This is a genomic window from Curtobacterium sp. 179-B 9B NHS (assembly GCF_045370965.1).
Classification (GTDB): Bacteria; Actinomycetota; Actinomycetes; order Actinomycetales; family Microbacteriaceae; genus Curtobacterium.
This window is the reverse complement of sequence record NZ_JBIQDQ010000020.1, coordinates 1-13982: the sequence shown is the minus strand read 5'-3', so window position 1 is coordinate 13982 and position 13982 is coordinate 1. Positions and strand designations below refer to the sequence as shown.

Annotated in this window: 17 protein-coding genes; 5 read left to right on the top strand and 12 right to left on the bottom strand. The window is 74.2% G+C overall.

Annotation, left to right across the window (positions count from 1 at the left end; translation table 11 throughout):
* Positions 1–37: 37 nt before the first annotated feature.
* A complete protein-coding gene (locus ACH0A8_RS14310) occupies positions 38–580 on the top strand; it encodes an NUDIX hydrolase family protein (protein ID WP_066657112.1) in 543 nt (180 codons plus the stop codon).
* Positions 581–794: 214 nt separating this feature from the next.
* On the opposite strand, the gene ACH0A8_RS14305 is transcribed toward ACH0A8_RS14310, so the two are convergent.
* Positions 795–995, bottom strand: a complete 201-nt coding sequence (locus ACH0A8_RS14305; RefSeq protein WP_066657109.1) for a CsbD family protein — start codon at positions 993–995, stop codon at positions 795–797.
* Between the two features lie 142 nt (positions 996–1137).
* A complete protein-coding gene (locus tag ACH0A8_RS14300; protein ID WP_326495863.1) occupies positions 1138–2817 on the bottom strand; it encodes a DEAD/DEAH box helicase in 1680 nt (559 codons plus the stop codon).
* Positions 2818–3111: 294 nt separating this feature from the next.
* On the opposite strand from ACH0A8_RS14300, the gene ACH0A8_RS14295 reads away from it, so the two are divergent.
* Positions 3112–3951 carry an endo alpha-1,4 polygalactosaminidase gene (locus ACH0A8_RS14295; RefSeq protein WP_209684890.1) on the top strand — a complete coding sequence of 280 codons (840 nt, stop codon included), beginning with the start codon at positions 3112–3114 and terminating at the stop codon, positions 3949–3951.
* Positions 3952–4125: 174 nt separating this feature from the next.
* Here the strand turns inward: ACH0A8_RS14295 and ACH0A8_RS14290 are convergent, their stop codons facing one another.
* Positions 4126–4485, bottom strand: a complete 360-nt coding sequence (locus ACH0A8_RS14290; RefSeq protein ID WP_066657105.1) for a GntR family transcriptional regulator — start codon at positions 4483–4485, stop codon at positions 4126–4128.
* A gap of 46 nt (positions 4486–4531) precedes the next feature.
* Positions 4532–5101, bottom strand: coding sequence for a DUF1684 domain-containing protein (locus ACH0A8_RS14285; protein ID WP_066658792.1), 570 nt, complete (start codon positions 5099–5101; stop codon positions 4532–4534).
* Between the two features lie 272 nt (positions 5102–5373).
* Between ACH0A8_RS14285 and ACH0A8_RS14280 the strand changes: the two genes are divergently transcribed.
* Positions 5374–5700, top strand: coding sequence for a hypothetical protein (locus tag ACH0A8_RS14280; protein ID WP_251155185.1), 327 nt, complete (start codon positions 5374–5376; stop codon positions 5698–5700).
* A 13-nt stretch (positions 5701–5713) separates the two neighbouring features.
* Here the strand turns inward: ACH0A8_RS14280 and ACH0A8_RS14275 are convergent, their stop codons facing one another.
* Both ACH0A8_RS14275 and ACH0A8_RS14270 read right to left on the bottom strand, forming a co-directional pair.
* Positions 5714–6196 carry a hypothetical protein gene (locus ACH0A8_RS14275; protein WP_251155186.1) on the bottom strand — a complete coding sequence of 161 codons (483 nt, stop codon included), beginning with the start codon at positions 6194–6196 and terminating at the stop codon, positions 5714–5716.
* Between the two features lie 74 nt (positions 6197–6270).
* Positions 6271–6903, bottom strand: coding sequence for a GNAT family N-acetyltransferase (locus ACH0A8_RS14270; protein WP_066657099.1), 633 nt, complete (start codon positions 6901–6903; stop codon positions 6271–6273).
* Positions 6904–7042: 139 nt separating this feature from the next.
* Between ACH0A8_RS14270 and ACH0A8_RS14265 the strand changes: the two genes are divergently transcribed.
* Both ACH0A8_RS14265 and ACH0A8_RS14260 read left to right on the top strand, forming a co-directional pair.
* Positions 7043–7648 (top strand): hypothetical protein, encoded by a 606-nt coding sequence (locus tag ACH0A8_RS14265; RefSeq protein WP_406907418.1) that lies wholly within the window; start codon positions 7043–7045, stop codon positions 7646–7648.
* Positions 7649–7703: 55 nt separating this feature from the next.
* Positions 7704–8006: a DUF427 domain-containing protein gene (locus ACH0A8_RS14260; RefSeq protein ID WP_066657097.1), complete on the top strand. Its 303-nt coding sequence runs from the start codon at positions 7704–7706 to the stop codon at positions 8004–8006.
* Between the two features lie 35 nt (positions 8007–8041).
* On the opposite strand, the gene ACH0A8_RS14255 is transcribed toward ACH0A8_RS14260, so the two are convergent.
* From ACH0A8_RS14255 to ACH0A8_RS14230, 6 genes are all read right to left on the bottom strand, one after another.
* Positions 8042–9343, bottom strand: coding sequence for an Nramp family divalent metal transporter (locus ACH0A8_RS14255; protein WP_406907417.1), 1302 nt, complete (start codon positions 9341–9343; stop codon positions 8042–8044).
* A 74-nt stretch (positions 9344–9417) separates the two neighbouring features.
* Positions 9418–10119 carry a CGNR zinc finger domain-containing protein gene (locus tag ACH0A8_RS14250; protein ID WP_400428743.1) on the bottom strand — a complete coding sequence of 234 codons (702 nt, stop codon included), beginning with the start codon at positions 10117–10119 and terminating at the stop codon, positions 9418–9420.
* A gap of 47 nt (positions 10120–10166) precedes the next feature.
* Positions 10167–10661, bottom strand: a complete 495-nt coding sequence (locus tag ACH0A8_RS14245) for a SprT-like domain-containing protein (RefSeq protein ID WP_400428745.1) — start codon at positions 10659–10661, stop codon at positions 10167–10169.
* Positions 10658–11524, bottom strand: a complete 867-nt coding sequence (locus tag ACH0A8_RS14240; RefSeq protein WP_406907416.1) for a hypothetical protein — start codon at positions 11522–11524, stop codon at positions 10658–10660. The genes ACH0A8_RS14245 and ACH0A8_RS14240 overlap by 4 nt, the downstream gene beginning before the upstream one ends.
* Before the next feature lie 135 nt (positions 11525–11659).
* A complete protein-coding gene (locus ACH0A8_RS14235) occupies positions 11660–12493 on the bottom strand; it encodes a DUF4064 domain-containing protein (RefSeq protein ID WP_406907415.1) in 834 nt (277 codons plus the stop codon).
* Positions 12494–12673: 180 nt separating this feature from the next.
* Complete coding sequence (locus ACH0A8_RS14230) at positions 12674–13516, bottom strand: spermidine synthase (RefSeq protein ID WP_066657081.1); 843 nt, start codon at positions 13514–13516, stop codon at positions 12674–12676.
* Positions 13517–13982: the final 466 nt, after the last annotated feature.

Here is a 13982-nt window from a genome sequence, read left to right as displayed (position 1 = left end):
CCGCCGAACTCGCCGGGGCGACTGGTAGACACGGTGCATGGCCTCGCTGCGCACCCCCGACCCCGACTCCGGCTGGCTGTCCGACGAGGAGCTCGCCGACGTCCGTCGTCGACTGCCCATCTGCTACGTCGAGGCCCTGCCCGTCCGGACCGACGGGCTCGGTGTCGTGACCGAGGTCGGCGTGCTGCTCCGTGTCGCCCCGAGCGGCTCGATCGCGCGCACGCTCGTCTCCGGCCGCGTGATGTTCGGCGAGTCGATCCGCACGGCGCTCTTCCGGCACCTCGAGAAGGACCTCGGTCCGATGGCGTTCCCGCAGCTCCCCGCGAGCCCCACGCCCTTCACGGTGGCCGAGTACTTCCCGCTCCCCGGCGCCTCGGTGTTCACCGACGAGCGGCAGCACGCGATCTCCCTCGCGTACGTCGTCCCGGTCACCGGCACCTGCGAGCCCCGGCAGGACGCCCTCGAGCTCACGTGGATGAGCCCGATGGAGGCAGCCTCCGACGCCGTCGCCGAGGAGATGGAGGGCGGCCGCGGTGCACTCCTGCGCGCCGGCCTCGCCTCGGTCGGCGCCCTGCACTAGCCATCACATCACCGCGGCGCTCCCGGGCCGCGCCCGCGACGATGCCGACCTGCTCCGAACCACGGAAGCGACATCGAACCACCGGCACGGTCTGGTTCCACGTCGTTTCCGTGGTTCGATCCGCGGGCGACCGAACCGACGCGGTGCCCGCACACGACGAAGCCCCCGGAACCATGCGGTTCCGGGGGCTTCGCAGCTCGGTCGTGGACCGGCTTCAGTGCTTCTCGTCGCGGAGGGAGTCCGCAACGCCGTGCGCTGCGCCCTTGACGTCGTCGACACCCTGCTTGGCCGACGCCTTGGCCTGGTCGGTCTGACCCTCGGCCTTCAGCTTGTCGTTGCCGGTGAGGTTGCCAACGCCCTCCTTGACCTTGCCGACGAGCTTCTCGCCGGTGTGGTTCTCTTCGCTGCCAGCCATACGGTCTCCTTCCAACGACGGACGATTCCCCGTCGGCCACTCGCGCGGCCGTCGGTGAAGGAGAACCTACGCGTGGGGACGCCCGGTGCTCCCACCGGGCGTCCAGGTTCCGGACACCGTCGCTCCGGCCCGAGCGGACCGCTCAGTGGCGGTCGGCAGCCCCCGCCGGACGCGATGCGCGACGCGATCCGCCGCGGCGACGACCGCCGCCGGACTCACCCGCACCGGAACGACCCGCTGCGTAGCCGCCCTCGGACGACCACACCGGGGCGGACCCGCCACGGACGACGTCACTCGACGCCCGACGGCTCCCGCCCGAACGACGCTGCCCACCGGCGGCCGCACCGCCCGACGCTGCAGCACCCGAGCCCGAGCCGTTGCCGCGACCGGCACCACCGGCGCGCCCGGTGCCACCAGCGGAGGCCGGAGCCCCCGCGGTGACGGGACGACCACCGCGACCACCGGCGGCGCGACCCGAGCCGCGACCGGCCGAGGCGGTCTCGGGAGCCTGCGTCGAGCCTCCCGACCGACCGCCGCGACCACGGCGACGACCGCCGCCCGCGGACTCGGCGAGACCCGTCTCGGTCGCACGCGGCTGCCGCTGGCGCTGCTGCTGTGCGGGCTGCTCCGGAGCGAGGTGGCGGATCGGCGCGACCTCGCCGACGAGCGACGCGACGGCCGGCGAGGTCGCGGTGACCTGCTGCGGGGTGACCTTGATCGCGGCGGCACGCATCATCTGTGCGACGTCGCGGCGCTCGGCCGGCAGCGTCACGGTGACGACGTCACCCGAGGACCCGGCACGCGCGGTGCGGCCCGAACGGTGCAGGTACGCCTTGTGCTCGGTCGGCGGGTCGACGTGCACGACGAGCTCCACGTGGTCGACGTGCACACCACGGGCGGCGACGTCGGTGGCGACGAGCACGAGGGCCTCGCCGGAGGAGAACTTCGCGAGGTTCCGCTCCCGCGCACCCTGCGACAGGTTGCCCTGCAGGTCGACGGCCGGGATACCCTGGCTCGTGAGCTGCTTCGCCAGGCGCTTCGCGTGGTGCTTGGTGCGCATGAAGAGGATGCGGCGGCCGGTGCCCGAGGCGAGCGCGCGGACGAGGTCCTTCTTCGCGTCGGCGTCGGCGACCTCGAACAGGTGGTGGGTCATCGCCTCGACCGGGCTGGTCTCGTCGTCGACCGAGTGCATCACCGGGCTGTGCAGGAACTTCTTGACGAGCTTGTCCACGCCGTTGTCGAGCGTGGCCGAGAACAGCAGGCGCTGCCCCTGCTCCGGGGTCGCCTGCATGATCTTCGTCACGCCGGGCAGGAAGCCCATGTCGGCCATGTGGTCGGCCTCGTCGAGGACGGTGACCTCGATGTCGCCGAGGCTCACGTGCCCCTGCTGCATGAGGTCGGCGAGGCGGCCCGGGCAGGCGACGACCACGTCGACACCGGCGCGGAGCGCGTCGACCTGACGGCCCTGGCCCACGCCGCCGAAGATCGTCGTCGTGTTGAGGCCCATCGACTTCGCGAGCGGGGCGAGGGTCGCGTCGATCTGCGTCGCGAGCTCACGGGTCGGGGCGAGCACGAGCGCACGGGGGCGGCCGGCGCGGCGCGGGCGACGGCTCGCGGCCAGACGGGCGGCCAGGGGGATCGCGAAGGCGATCGTCTTGCCGGAGCCGGTGCGCCCGCGGCCGAGCACGTCCTTGCCCTGCAGGGAGTCGGGGAGCGTGTCGGCCTGGATCGGGAACGCGGTCTCCTTGCCCTGCTGGGCGAGGGACTGGACCATCGGCGCGGGGACGCCGAGGTCGGAGAAACGGATGTCCTGGTTGGTCATGGTGACCTTTCGGGCCGGCTCGTGCCGGCCGTGGGCGCGCTGGCATGTGGCGCGCGGGCGGGAACCCCGCGTCAGCAGAGGCTGACGCGGTCGCCGCAGCAGAGAGCCTGGCACCGGGATGTCGGTGCGCGATCATCGACCGGATGAGGGTCGGGAGTCGGGGGCGTCCGTACGACGCACGAGGCGATCGGCGCCTCGAGTACCACCAGCATAGCGGGTGCTCGTCGAACGAGCCGGGGCCGTTCGCGTCGGGCGTGCGACGTGGCGTGCGACGGGGCGTGCGATGATCCCGTGGTGCGCACGCGATCCGTCCTCCTGACCACCGCGATCGCGCTGGTCGCCGTCCTCGGCAGCGCAGGCTGTGCCGAGGCCGCGACACCCGCCGGGTCGACGGCCTCCTCGTACCGGAACCTGCCGACCTCCGGGCGCCCCGACTACCAGCTCGGCGGTGGGTACACGCCGCCGTCCGGGGTGACGATCGTCGAGCGGGACAGCACCGACCGCCCGGCCGCCGGGAAGTACTCCGTCTGCTACGTCAACGGCTTCCAGACCCAGCCGGGAGCGCTCGCCGGGTGGGAGCGCCGGGCGCCGTCGGCACTGCTGCGCGACGGTTCCGGCGAGCTCGTCGCCGACCCGGGCTGGCCGGACGAGGTGCTCCTCGACACCCGGACCGCCGCGAAGCGCGCCGCGATCACGAAGGAGCTCACGAAGTCGGTCGCGCGGTGCGCCGACCGCGGGTTCGCCGCCGTCGAGTTCGACAACCTCGACTCGTGGACACGGTCGGGGAAGCGACTGACCCGCGCGGGGAACCTCGCGCTGGCGGCGACGCTCGTCCGGCTCGGGCACGACCGCGGTCTGGCCGTCGGGCAGAAGAACACGCCGCAGCTCGGGAAGGCCGGGCGGCAGTCGACGGGCTTCGACTTCGTCGTCGCCGAGGAGTGCGTGCAGTACGACGAGTGCTCGGCCTACACGGCCGCGTACGGGAAGCGCGTGGTCGACGTCGAGTACGCGGACACGCTCGACCGCTCGTGGGCATCGGTGTGCCGCCTGCGCGACCGCCCGGCCATGACGATCCTGCGGGACCGCGACCTGGTCACCCCGGCGTCGGACGAGTACGTCTTCGAGCACTGCTGAGGACCCCGTCCGGTCCCGTCGCGCCCGGCGCGACGCAACGTCGGCGGCAGTGCGCAGGAGCACAGCGCTGCGAGACCTCGCCGACGTTGCGTGTCGCGGAGGGCGCGCACGGCGGTCGGCCGGGAGGCACGGTGTGCCTTCCGCCCCGCGCGTCGCGGACGGCGGGCGGTCGCCTCAGGCGGGCCAGGCGTCGCGCAGTGCCGCTGCGGCCTGGTCGGCGGACAACCCGGCCGCTCGCGCGGCGGCGGCCAGGGCATGCGCTGCCCCGGCGACGGCGTCGGGCACCTCGGCCGGCCGCACCACCCGCGTGCCGGCGCCCCGGGCGGTGTGCACGAGCCCGGCCTCCTCGAGCAGCTGGTAGGCCTTCGCGACCGTGCCCGCGGCGAGCGAGAGCTCCTCGGCCAGGGCCCGCACGCTCGGCAGGCGCTCCCCGTCGACCAGGTACCCGGCGGCGATCTGCGCCGCGATCTGCGAACGGACCTGCTCGAAGGGCGGCACCCGGCCGCCCGCGTCGAGTGCCACGAGTCCCGTCATGCGATCCACCCTTGCGTCCTGTCCGTGTGCTCGTGCGTGCGTCGTGTCAGAAGTCGTACTGCTCGCCGACCGGGATCGGCACGGCGACGGTGTTGCCCGGGGGCGCGAGGGGGCACGCCCACGCCGGGTCGTACGCGCACGAGGGGTTGTACGCGAAGTTGAAGTCGAGGACGAGCTCGCCGTCGTCGCCGCCGAGGTCCGCACCCTTGATCGTGTCGAGCAGGTACCGCCCGCCGCCGTAGGTGCCGCGGGCACGACCGGCGCTGGCGTCCTTCACGGGCACGAAGACCCCGCCCGCGTAGCCGCCGTGCGACCAGACGTCGAGCGTGCCGATGCCCGGCAGCCGCACGACACCGAGCCGGTCGAAGTGCACGACGCCGTCGGTGCCCGTCTCCACGTCCATCGCACGGGGCTCGGCGGACTCGATGCGCGCGCGGAACCGCCACTCGGGGTCGTAGTCGGGCACGGGCAGCGCCTCGAAGTCGCGGGCGTCCTCGTCGAGCAGCGGACTGGCCGGGTGCTCGGCGAACATCGCGTCGCGGGTCTCGCGCCACATCGCGTGCGCGGTCTCGGGGTCGGCCGTCGCCCGCACCCGTCGGTACAGGTCGAACGTCATCCGCCGCCAGTCCACGGTGGCGAGGGTGCTGTGCACGCGGTCCTGGGCCCTCGGCTCCTGCGTCTGGCTCACGAGGACGAGCGTACGCCCGGGTGCTCCGGACCCGCCAGCGACGGGCCGGGGCTGTGGACGGTCCCCTGCGGGTGCTCCCGTGACGGCCCTGGCACACTGGTCGGACAGCGACCGACGAGGGGACGGGCGACGTGACCAGGGGAACGACGACCAGACGGACCGCCGCCGCGCGGACCACGGCGGGACGGGCGGCACCACGCGTGCACCGCTCGATCGCCCCGATCGTGGCGGGACTGACCCTCGTCGCGGTCCTGAGCGGGTGCACGGTGTCCGCCTCCGCGAACCGGACGGTGTCGCCGTCGGGGTTCGAGGACGTGGTGGCCGACGCACTCGAACGCGAGGTCGGTCAGCGTCCGCTGGTCGACTGCGGTACGGACCCGATCGACCTGGTCGAGGGGAACACCGTGCACTGCGAGATCGGTGCCGAGGGTGACACGACCGTGTACGACTCCGTCGTCGAGGTGCGTGACGTCGACGGCACGGACTACGCCGTCCACGTGCAGGTGGACGAGCAGCCGAAGTCCTGACGGACGTCGCGCGTCAGTGCCCGGGACGGCCCCACGACGGGGCGAGCTGCCGCATCCGGAGCGCACGCCACTGCCAGATGACCCACATGCCCGGCCAGAGTAGGGCCCCGAGGAGCGTGGGGCGCATCCGGTAGGTGAGCCGGTCGAGCAGCAGGGTCCGCCCGTCACCGAGGTCGACGGTGGCCATCCGGTGCCGCATGGTCATCCGCCCGAAGAGCCCCGAGGTGCCACCTCCGTTGTCGCGTTGCACCGGCACCCCGTCGACCTCGTACAGGTCGATGTCGACGTGCGTGTCGCCGCTCGGCACGACCCCGAGGGCGTCGGCGGTGATCGGGTGCGGGACGCCGGGGGTCCAGCGCTCCGGGAGTCCCTCCGGTGACCGTGAGCGGTAGACGAGGAACGGCTTCGTGACGGCGACCATCACCGAGGGCGACAGCAGGGCGTCGCGGACGGCGTCGACCGGGGCGTCGAGGACGATGCGGAGACCGACGTGCATGCTGCGGACGCTACGCCGTGGCGCTGGGCGGGCGACGTCCCCGCGGGGGACGGTGCACCCGTGCGTCCGACGGGTCAGGCGTGCCGGGCGGCCCGACGCCGTGCGCCCTCGGCACGGTCCCGCGTGCGCAGGCGCTCGGTGAGCGACAGGCGCACGGTCGGCCACTCGGTGGCGGTGATCGAGAAGACCACGGTGTCGCGCAGCGTGCCGTCCCGGCCGATCGAGTGGCTGCGCAGGACGCCGTCCTGCTTCGCGCCGAGCGAGGCGATCGCCGCCCGCGACTGCTGGTTGTGCCAGTGCGTCCGGAACTCGACGGCGATGCAGTCCCAGGTGTCGAACGCGTGCGAGAGCAGGAGCAGCTTCGCCTCGGTGTTGATCCCGCTCCGCTGTGCCGCCCGCGCCAGGAAGGTGTAGCCGATCTCGACGCGACGGTTGGCGGTGTCGATGTTCGCGAAGGTGGTCGCCCCGACGACGCGACCGGTCGGGCGGTCACGGATCGCGAAGGGCACCATCCGCCCCGCCGCGTGCTCGCCGAGCCGCCGGTCGATCTCGGCCTCGACCCGGTCGGGGGCCGGCACCGAGGTGTACCAGGTGCGCCAGAGGTCGCCGTCCGCCACCGCCGCCCGCAGGTCGTCCGCGTGCTCGGCCGCCAGGGGCTCGAGGGTGACGCGGTCGCCGGTCAGCGTGGGGACGGTGGCGATCTCCATGGTCACCGATCCTACGGTCGCGGCACCGACAGCGGGGTCGAGCGGGCACAGGCTGTGGACCGGGCTCCTGTGGGGACGGACAGGGACCGCCGGGGACGGACCGGGACGGACGGGGACGGCCCGCGGCTATCGTGGACCGGTGGCAGCACGCACCCAGGAGCAGTACCAGGTCCGGTTCGCGTGGGGGAGCGCCGGTGCCGACCGGATCGCGCACGGCACGCACCTCGTGGTGTGGGTGGACGTCCTGCCGGAACCGTCCGGGGGCGGGGCCGACCCCGCGGCACGGGCGCGGGCCGCGGCAGCCCTGCTGCCCGACGGCCCGGAGGTCGTGCTCGGCCACCTCGCCAACGCGGCGGCGGTCGCGGAACGCGTGACGAGCCTCCAGGCCGAGCGCGGGGACCGGTGCGTCGTCGCGGTCGTCGCCGCGGGCCGCACCACCGACCTCGGCGTCACCGTCGCGGACGCCGCCGGGGAGCCGACGGACGGCGCGGAGACGCCGGAGCCCGCGGTCGAGGACCTGCTCGCCGCCGGGGCCGTCGTCGACGCCCTCGTCACGGTCGGCATCGACCACACCTCGCCCGAGGCGGCCACCGCCTGCGCCGCGTACACGGGACTCCGTCGCGCGGTGCGGCACCTCGTGAGCGCCGCGGAGGGTGCGGCTGACCTGGACCGGGAGACGGTGCACGCGGCGCTCGCCGCGGGGCCCGAGCTCGTCGTCCTGCGGGAATCCGGCACCCGGGCGTAGCGTTCCCGATCGGGACCGGCGTCGCCAGGACGCCGCTGATCGCAAGGAGCACGTCATGAAGGCAGTCGTCGGCGACACCGTGATCGCGGAGGCTCCGCAGGAGGACCTCATCCAGATCGAGGGGAACTGGTACTTCCCGCCGTCGAGCGTGGCGCCGGAGTTCTTCTCGGAGAGCGACACCCAGTACCACTGCCCGTGGAAGGGCGACACGCAGTACTACACCGTCACGGTCGACGGTCAGGCGCTGCCGGACCGCGCCTGGACCTACCCCACGCCGATCCCGTCGTCGTTCGACCGGGTCGGCAAGGACTACTCGGGCTACTACGCCTTCTGGAAGGAAGTCCGCGTCGTCGACTGACACGGGGACGACCCGGTCGTCGCCGTCCGGCGGGTTCAGCCGGCCAGCGTCAGCACCACGAGCGCCACGTTGAGGGCGACGATCACCAGCGCGATGACACCCGCGACCACGCGGGTGGTCATCGCGTTGGCGTCGGCGCCCATGATGCTCCGCCGTGACGTGTAGACCACGAGCGGCACGATCGCGAAGGCGATGCCGAAGCTCAGCACCACCTGGCTGAGCACGAGGAGCATCGTCGGGTCCGCGCCGACGGCCAGGAGCACCACGGCGGGCAGCAGCGTGACGAGCCGGCGCACCGCGACCGGGATGCGGACGTGCAGCAGCCCGTGCATGATCTCCGCGCCGGCCATGCAGCCCACCGAGGTCGACGCCAGACCGGACGCGAGCAGGCCGACCGCGAACAGCACGCCCACGACGGGGCCGACGTTCGCCGCGATCGCGGCCTGCGCGCCGGGGATGGTGTCGGTGCCCGCGACCCCGGGCAGCGTGGCGGCGGCGAGCACGAGCATGCAGACGTTGACACCGCCCGCGACGACGAGGGCCAGCCCGACGTCCCACCGCGTCGCGACGAGCACCCGGCGGCGCTCCGGCCCGGCGGGGACGTCGCCGTGCCGGTCCCGTGCCAGGGCCGAGTGCAGGTAGACCGCGTGCGGCATCACCGTCGCACCGAGCATCGAGGCGGCGAGGAGCACCGACTGCGCGCCCTCGAACCGGGGGACCAGGCCGCTGACGAGCTCGCCGGGGGAGACCTGCGCGGACAGCAGGCCCGCGCAGAAGCCGACGGTGAGGACCGCGAGCATCGTCGTCACCACGGCCTCGAACGTGCGGGTGCCCCGGCGGCTGTGCAGGAGCAGGATCGCCATCGAGACCACGCCGGTGAGCACGCCGCCGACGACGAGCGGCAGGCCGAACAGCAGGTGCAGCGCGAGCGCCCCGCCGATGACCTCGGCGACGTCGGTCGCGGCGGCGACGACCTCGGCCTGGGCCCAGAAGAGCAGCCGCGGGGTGCGACGCATCCGCAGGCCCAGGTGTTCCGGCAGCGACCTCCCGGTGACGACCCCGAGCTTCGCCGACAGGTACTGGACCACGACGGCACTGGCGTTCGCGGCGACGAGCACCCAGAGCAGCAGGTACCCGTACTGCGCACCGGCGGTCAGGTTCGCCGCGACGTTGCCCGGGTCGACGTAGGCGATCGCGGCGACGAAGGCGGGCCCGAGCAGCGTGAGGCCGGCGGCACGGCGACGCGGCCGACCGGGACCTGGTCCGGGGCCGGATCCGCCGGTGCCGTCGTCGAGACGTCCAGAGGGGGCACGGCGGGCGGCGGCGGTGTCGGACATGCCGACAGCCTGCCAGGTTTCGGCGGACCGAATCCTCAGATTCGGCGTGTCACGAGTCGTCCGGGCAGGGCGCCCTAGGCGGCCGCACGTCGCGCCCGGTGCGCGCGGACCTTCGCGCGGTTGCCGCACCGCTGCATCGAGCACCACCGGCGGGTGCCGCCACGCGACGAGTCGTAGAAGACGAGCCCGCAGTCGTCCGCCGAGCACCGGCTGAGGCGGGTCGCCTGTCCGTCCGCGGCGACGTCGTCGAAGCCCACCTCGGTGAAGAGCGCCACCGCGTCGCGGGCCACGCTCGACAGCGCCTGGGCCAGACGGACCCGGTTCGCACCCGCGCGGCGTCGGCCCCCGGGCAGGCTCGGGGGCACGTCCGGCAGCGCCGCGAACAGGTTCACCGTGTCGATGTCGTCCGGTGCCGGCCGGGTCCGACCGGTACCGGCGCGGAGCCCGGCCGCGACCGCGGTCCGTTCGGCGGGGCCCGACGAGCGGACGGGGGCCGGGGCAGCGGCGACGGCCAGTCGTCCGATCGCGGCGCGGAGGGCTCGGGCGTCCTGCAGCTCCCGCGCCGTCGCGCCGACGTCGATCGGCTCGGTGTGGTCGCCGAGCCACTCGTCCAGGTCGGCCGGCGTCACGAGGAGCTCACCGAGCCGGGCGCGGGGGCGACGGCCGTCGGCATCGTCGGCGAACCCACCGGTGTGGGCGAAGTCCAGGGCGATCCGGCCGGCGTCGAAGAACCACGACGACCCGCTGTCCGTCCGGATGTGCTGCCCCGTGTGCATCCGCCCAGGCTAACGGCTCCCCGGCGCGCCTCCACGTGCCGGATCGATCATGCGGTAGCCGCGCGCCGCTCCCAGGTGATGAGGTTCCGGCCGTCGAAGCGTCGCGCGCACCGGGCGCAGGCGAGGGGGCGCGTCGGTGTCCGGTAGCGGAAGTGCTCGTGGCCCGCGGGGCAGGTGCCGACCCACGGCGCGAGCTCCGACGCGACGGGCCCGTCGTACAGGCGGGAGCCGGTGTACCCGATGTCCGCCGCGGTGCGTCGCCAGACGGGCCCGTGACCGGCACGGGGGCCGGCGAGCGCGTGGGCGACCTCGTGCAGCAGGACCTGGTCCACGTCGTCGTCCGACACCCGGGTGACGATGTGCCGGCTCACCGTGATGCGTCGGCGGCCGAAGTCGCACTGCCCCGCGCGGGTCCTGGCGTGGTCGAACGCGAACGTCCACCCGCCCGGGCCGAGGTACACCGCCAGCAGGTGCTCGGCTCGTGCACGGACCCGCTCGAGCGTCGCCGCGGGCTGCGTCGCCGCTGCGGGCTGCGTCGTCACCGTGCGCCGGGGTCCCGCAGGTCGTCGGTGGGCTCGTCGCGCGGCGCCTGACCCTTCTGCGCCGCCTTCGCCGCGATCCGACCCCAGATGTCGTCGGCGTCGGTGCGTGCGGCGTCGGGTGCGCCGAGCACACGGCGACGGACCGGCGGGACCTGCTTGACCGGTTCGGCGACGCGGGTCGTCTGCGGCTCGTCGTCCTCGGCCCGGCGCGCGGCGACCTCGCGGGCCGTGCGGGGCTTGTCCTCGGGGGCCTTCGGCTGCGCCACCGAGGCCCGGAGCGCGGCCTCGACCGCGGTGCGGAGTGCCTCGGTGCGCTCCGACGGAGCCCCCGCCTGCCGGAAGGCCTGGTAGGCACGCGAGAGCGCCGACCGGGCCTCGTCGAACCGTGACAGCTCGAACAGCGACCAGCCCTCGAGCTCGGCGGCGGCGCCCTCGAGCTCCGGCCACTCCTCGGTCCGGGCGGTGTCGCGCGCCATCGCGGCCTCGGTCGCGGCACGCTCGTGGCGGCCCAGGTCGTGCAGCACGTGCGCACGACGGATGCGCGCGGCGACCTTGTCCGACCGCTCACCGGTGAACATCGTCAACCGGAAGACCTCCTCCGCGACGACGAGCGACTCGTCGAGCCGGCCGAGCAGGCGGAGGAGCTCGGCCCGCTCCGCCAGGGCCTCGGTGCTCCGGCTCTGCCCGAGGTCGCGCAGCCGCTGCTCCACGGCGTCGGCGTCGACGGCCGGCCGCAGGCTGATCGGCGCGAAGGTGCTCCCCGGGCTCACACCCGCGGTGACCGGGGCGGAGTCGCCCGGCGCGGCGTGACGGGGTTCCCGAGCGCGGTCGGGTTGCTGGCTGTCGTCAGGCGGGAGGGACATCGGTTCGAGGGTAACCGCGGGCTCCCGTGAGCGGGCGGTGCCACGCGCACGGGGGGTCCGAGAACGCGGACCGGTCCGGGACGCGGAACGGCCCGCCCCGCTGCAGCGGGACGGGCCGTCGGTGGTACTCGTGGATCAGTTGCCGCCGGTGACCGCGGCAGCCGCGGCGATGCTGACCGCGATGAACGTCGCGAAGGTGGCGACGACGGCGAGGATGATCGCGAGGACACCCCAGACGCGACCCCGGCCCGCGACCGCCGCGATGATGCCCTGCACCAGGGCCCACAGGCCGAGGACGGCTGCGATGAGGATGATGATCGCCCCGCCGCCGAGCTGGCTCATCGCGGACGGGTCGTTCATGAGCTGCTGCTGCAGCTGTTCCTGCTGCTGCACCGATCCGCCGCCGTCGCGTGCGATCTGCTCGAGTGCGGCGTTGCCCGCGAACGCGGCGCCCAGCACGGCACCGCCGACGACGCCGAGCACGAGCGACAGGACCCCGAGCGCGAACGCCACGAGGCCGACGGTCTTCTTCTTCTTCGCCGGCTTCGTCTCCTCGGAGGACTGCCACGCCGGGCTGCCTGCACTCGCCGGCGCCGAGGACGCCGCGTAGGGCTGGTGCGACCCCTGGTGCTCGCCCCACGTCGGGGACTCGTGACGGCCGTCGCGCTGGTCGTACCGACCGTGCTGGTCGTGCTCGCCGTGCTGCGGCTGGCCGTACTGCTGCTGTCCGTGCTGGTCGCGCTCGCCGTACTGCTGCTGCCCGTACTGGTCGCGCTCGCCGTACTGCTGCTGCCCGTACTGCTGCTGGCCCTGGTGCTGCTCGCCGTACTGCGGCGCCGATCCCGGTGCCGGGTCCACGCGCTCGCCGTAGCGGGGTGCGTCGTGCTGGTCGCGCTGCGGCGCACTGCCCCAGACCGGCGCGTCGCCGTCGCCCGTCCGGTCCTCGTTGCTCCGGTCGTCGTTCGTCATCAGGGGACTCCCTCGGTCGGTCGCGCGGTCGCGCGGTCGTTGTCCCCCATCCTGGCAGCCGGATGCCCGACGTGTTCAGGGGGACTCGGCGCTCCTGTACCCGTCCCACGGCCGGGAGGCCCGGCACCGGACCGGCACCGGGCCTCCCGTCCGGCGTGTGGTCGGGACGCGACCGCGGGCTCAGCCGCCGAAGACGCTGCGGTTCGGTTCGGGGGACGCGACCGCGGTCGCGTCGGTGACGATGGGCGCGCCCGCCGTGAAGGCACGGAGCTCCTGCCCGTGCACCACCTTCGCCGGCATCGGGTCGGACGAGTAGCGCCGGGGCATGTCCGCCACGGGGAGGTCGGTCCGCGACCCGAGCAGCACGATGTTGCCGAACCGCCGCCCCTTGAGCATGCCGGTGTCGGCGACGGCCGCGACCGACGGCAGGACGGCCTGCAGCGTCGATGCCTGCCCGCGTGCGAAGGCCAGGCCGGCCCCGTCCGCGACGTTCACGGCGACGATCCCGGTGGGCGAGAGGAACTCGGCGACGGAGCGGTAGAACTCGACGCTCGTCACGTGCGCGGGGATCTGCGAGCCGCCGAACACGTCGACGACCGCCAGGTCCACCGTGCCGCGGAGGCCGGCCGGCAGCTTGCCGAGCACCTCGCGGGCGTCGCCGTAGCGGACCCGGATCGAGGCGCCGCGGGGGAACGGGAGCACCTCGCGCACGTGCTCGACGAGGTCCCGCTCCAGCTCCACGACCTGCTGCCGCGAGCCCGGGCGGGTGACGGCGACGTACCGGGGCAGGGTCAGTGCACCCGCACCGAGGTGCAGCGCCGTGATCGGTCCCTCCGGCAGGAGGTCGATCGCGTGTCCGATGCGCCGGATGTACTCGAACGCCAGGTGCGTGGGGTCCTCGAGGTCGACGTGCGACTGCGGCGTGCCGTCCACCACGAGCGTGAAGGACCCGGGGCGGTGCCGGTCCGGCTCCACCGACGCCCAGCCCGCACCGATCCGGAACCCGTCGAACGCATCAGCCATGCCTCCCATGGAACACCACCGCGGAGCCTCCGCTCTCCGCACGACCAGCCGACGTCAAGGGACACGACGTACCGTTCTCGTCGTCGTCACCCGACAGGTGTCGAGCACCGTGCGGCCGAGGCCGTGGTGTTCCGCCGGTCCGGGTGACCGCGACGTGGACCGGTACGACCCCGCGCGACCCCCACCGCGCCCGGGTGCCCCGCACGTCGTCGGCGCGCCCCGCACCCCCACCAGAGGCTCGCCGCCCTCCCGCGTGCGACGGCGCACGGCACCACGCGTGCGCCGTCCGACGACCCGGGCGCCCGCGGCAGGAACACGACTCCCGCAGGAGACCCGCGATGACCGACACCCTGAGCATCCCCACCCTCCGTCCCGCCCGGCGCCCGGCCGGCGTGCCACGCAGCCGGACCGGCTCCGCCGCGGCGGACGGTCGCCGGTCCGCCCGGCCGCACCGCGCCTCCCGGCC

Coding starts and splice junctions, on each gene's coding strand:
- ACH0A8_RS14310 (WP_066657112.1), top strand. CDS start 38: ATGGCCTCGCTGCGCACCCCCGACCCCGACTCCGGCTGGCTGTCCGAC.
- ACH0A8_RS14305 (WP_066657109.1), bottom strand. CDS start 995: ATGGCTGGCAGCGAAGAGAACCACACCGGCGAGAAGCTCGTCGGCAAG.
- ACH0A8_RS14300 (WP_326495863.1), bottom strand. CDS start 2,817: ATGACCAACCAGGACATCCGTTTCTCCGACCTCGGCGTCCCCGCGCCG.
- ACH0A8_RS14290 (WP_066657105.1), bottom strand. CDS start 4,485: ATGACGGGACTCGTGGCACTCGACGCGGGCGGCCGGGTGCCGCCCTTC.
- ACH0A8_RS14285 (WP_066658792.1), bottom strand. CDS start 5,101: ATGACGTTCGACCTGTACCGACGGGTGCGGGCGACGGCCGACCCCGAG.
- ACH0A8_RS14275 (WP_251155186.1), bottom strand. CDS start 6,196: ATGCACGTCGGTCTCCGCATCGTCCTCGACGCCCCGGTCGACGCCGTC.
- ACH0A8_RS14270 (WP_066657099.1), bottom strand. CDS start 6,903: ATGGAGATCGCCACCGTCCCCACGCTGACCGGCGACCGCGTCACCCTC.
- ACH0A8_RS14260 (WP_066657097.1), top strand. CDS start 7,704: ATGAAGGCAGTCGTCGGCGACACCGTGATCGCGGAGGCTCCGCAGGAG.
- ACH0A8_RS14255 (WP_406907417.1), bottom strand. CDS start 9,343: ATGTCCGACACCGCCGCCGCCCGCCGTGCCCCCTCTGGACGTCTCGAC.
- ACH0A8_RS14250 (WP_400428743.1), bottom strand. CDS start 10,119: ATGCACACGGGGCAGCACATCCGGACGGACAGCGGGTCGTCGTGGTTC.
- ACH0A8_RS14240 (WP_406907416.1), bottom strand. CDS start 11,524: ATGTCCCTCCCGCCTGACGACAGCCAGCAACCCGACCGCGCTCGGGAA.
- ACH0A8_RS14235 (WP_406907415.1), bottom strand. CDS start 12,493: ATGACGAACGACGACCGGAGCAACGAGGACCGGACGGGCGACGGCGAC.
- ACH0A8_RS14230 (WP_066657081.1), bottom strand. CDS start 13,516: ATGGCTGATGCGTTCGACGGGTTCCGGATCGGTGCGGGCTGGGCGTCG.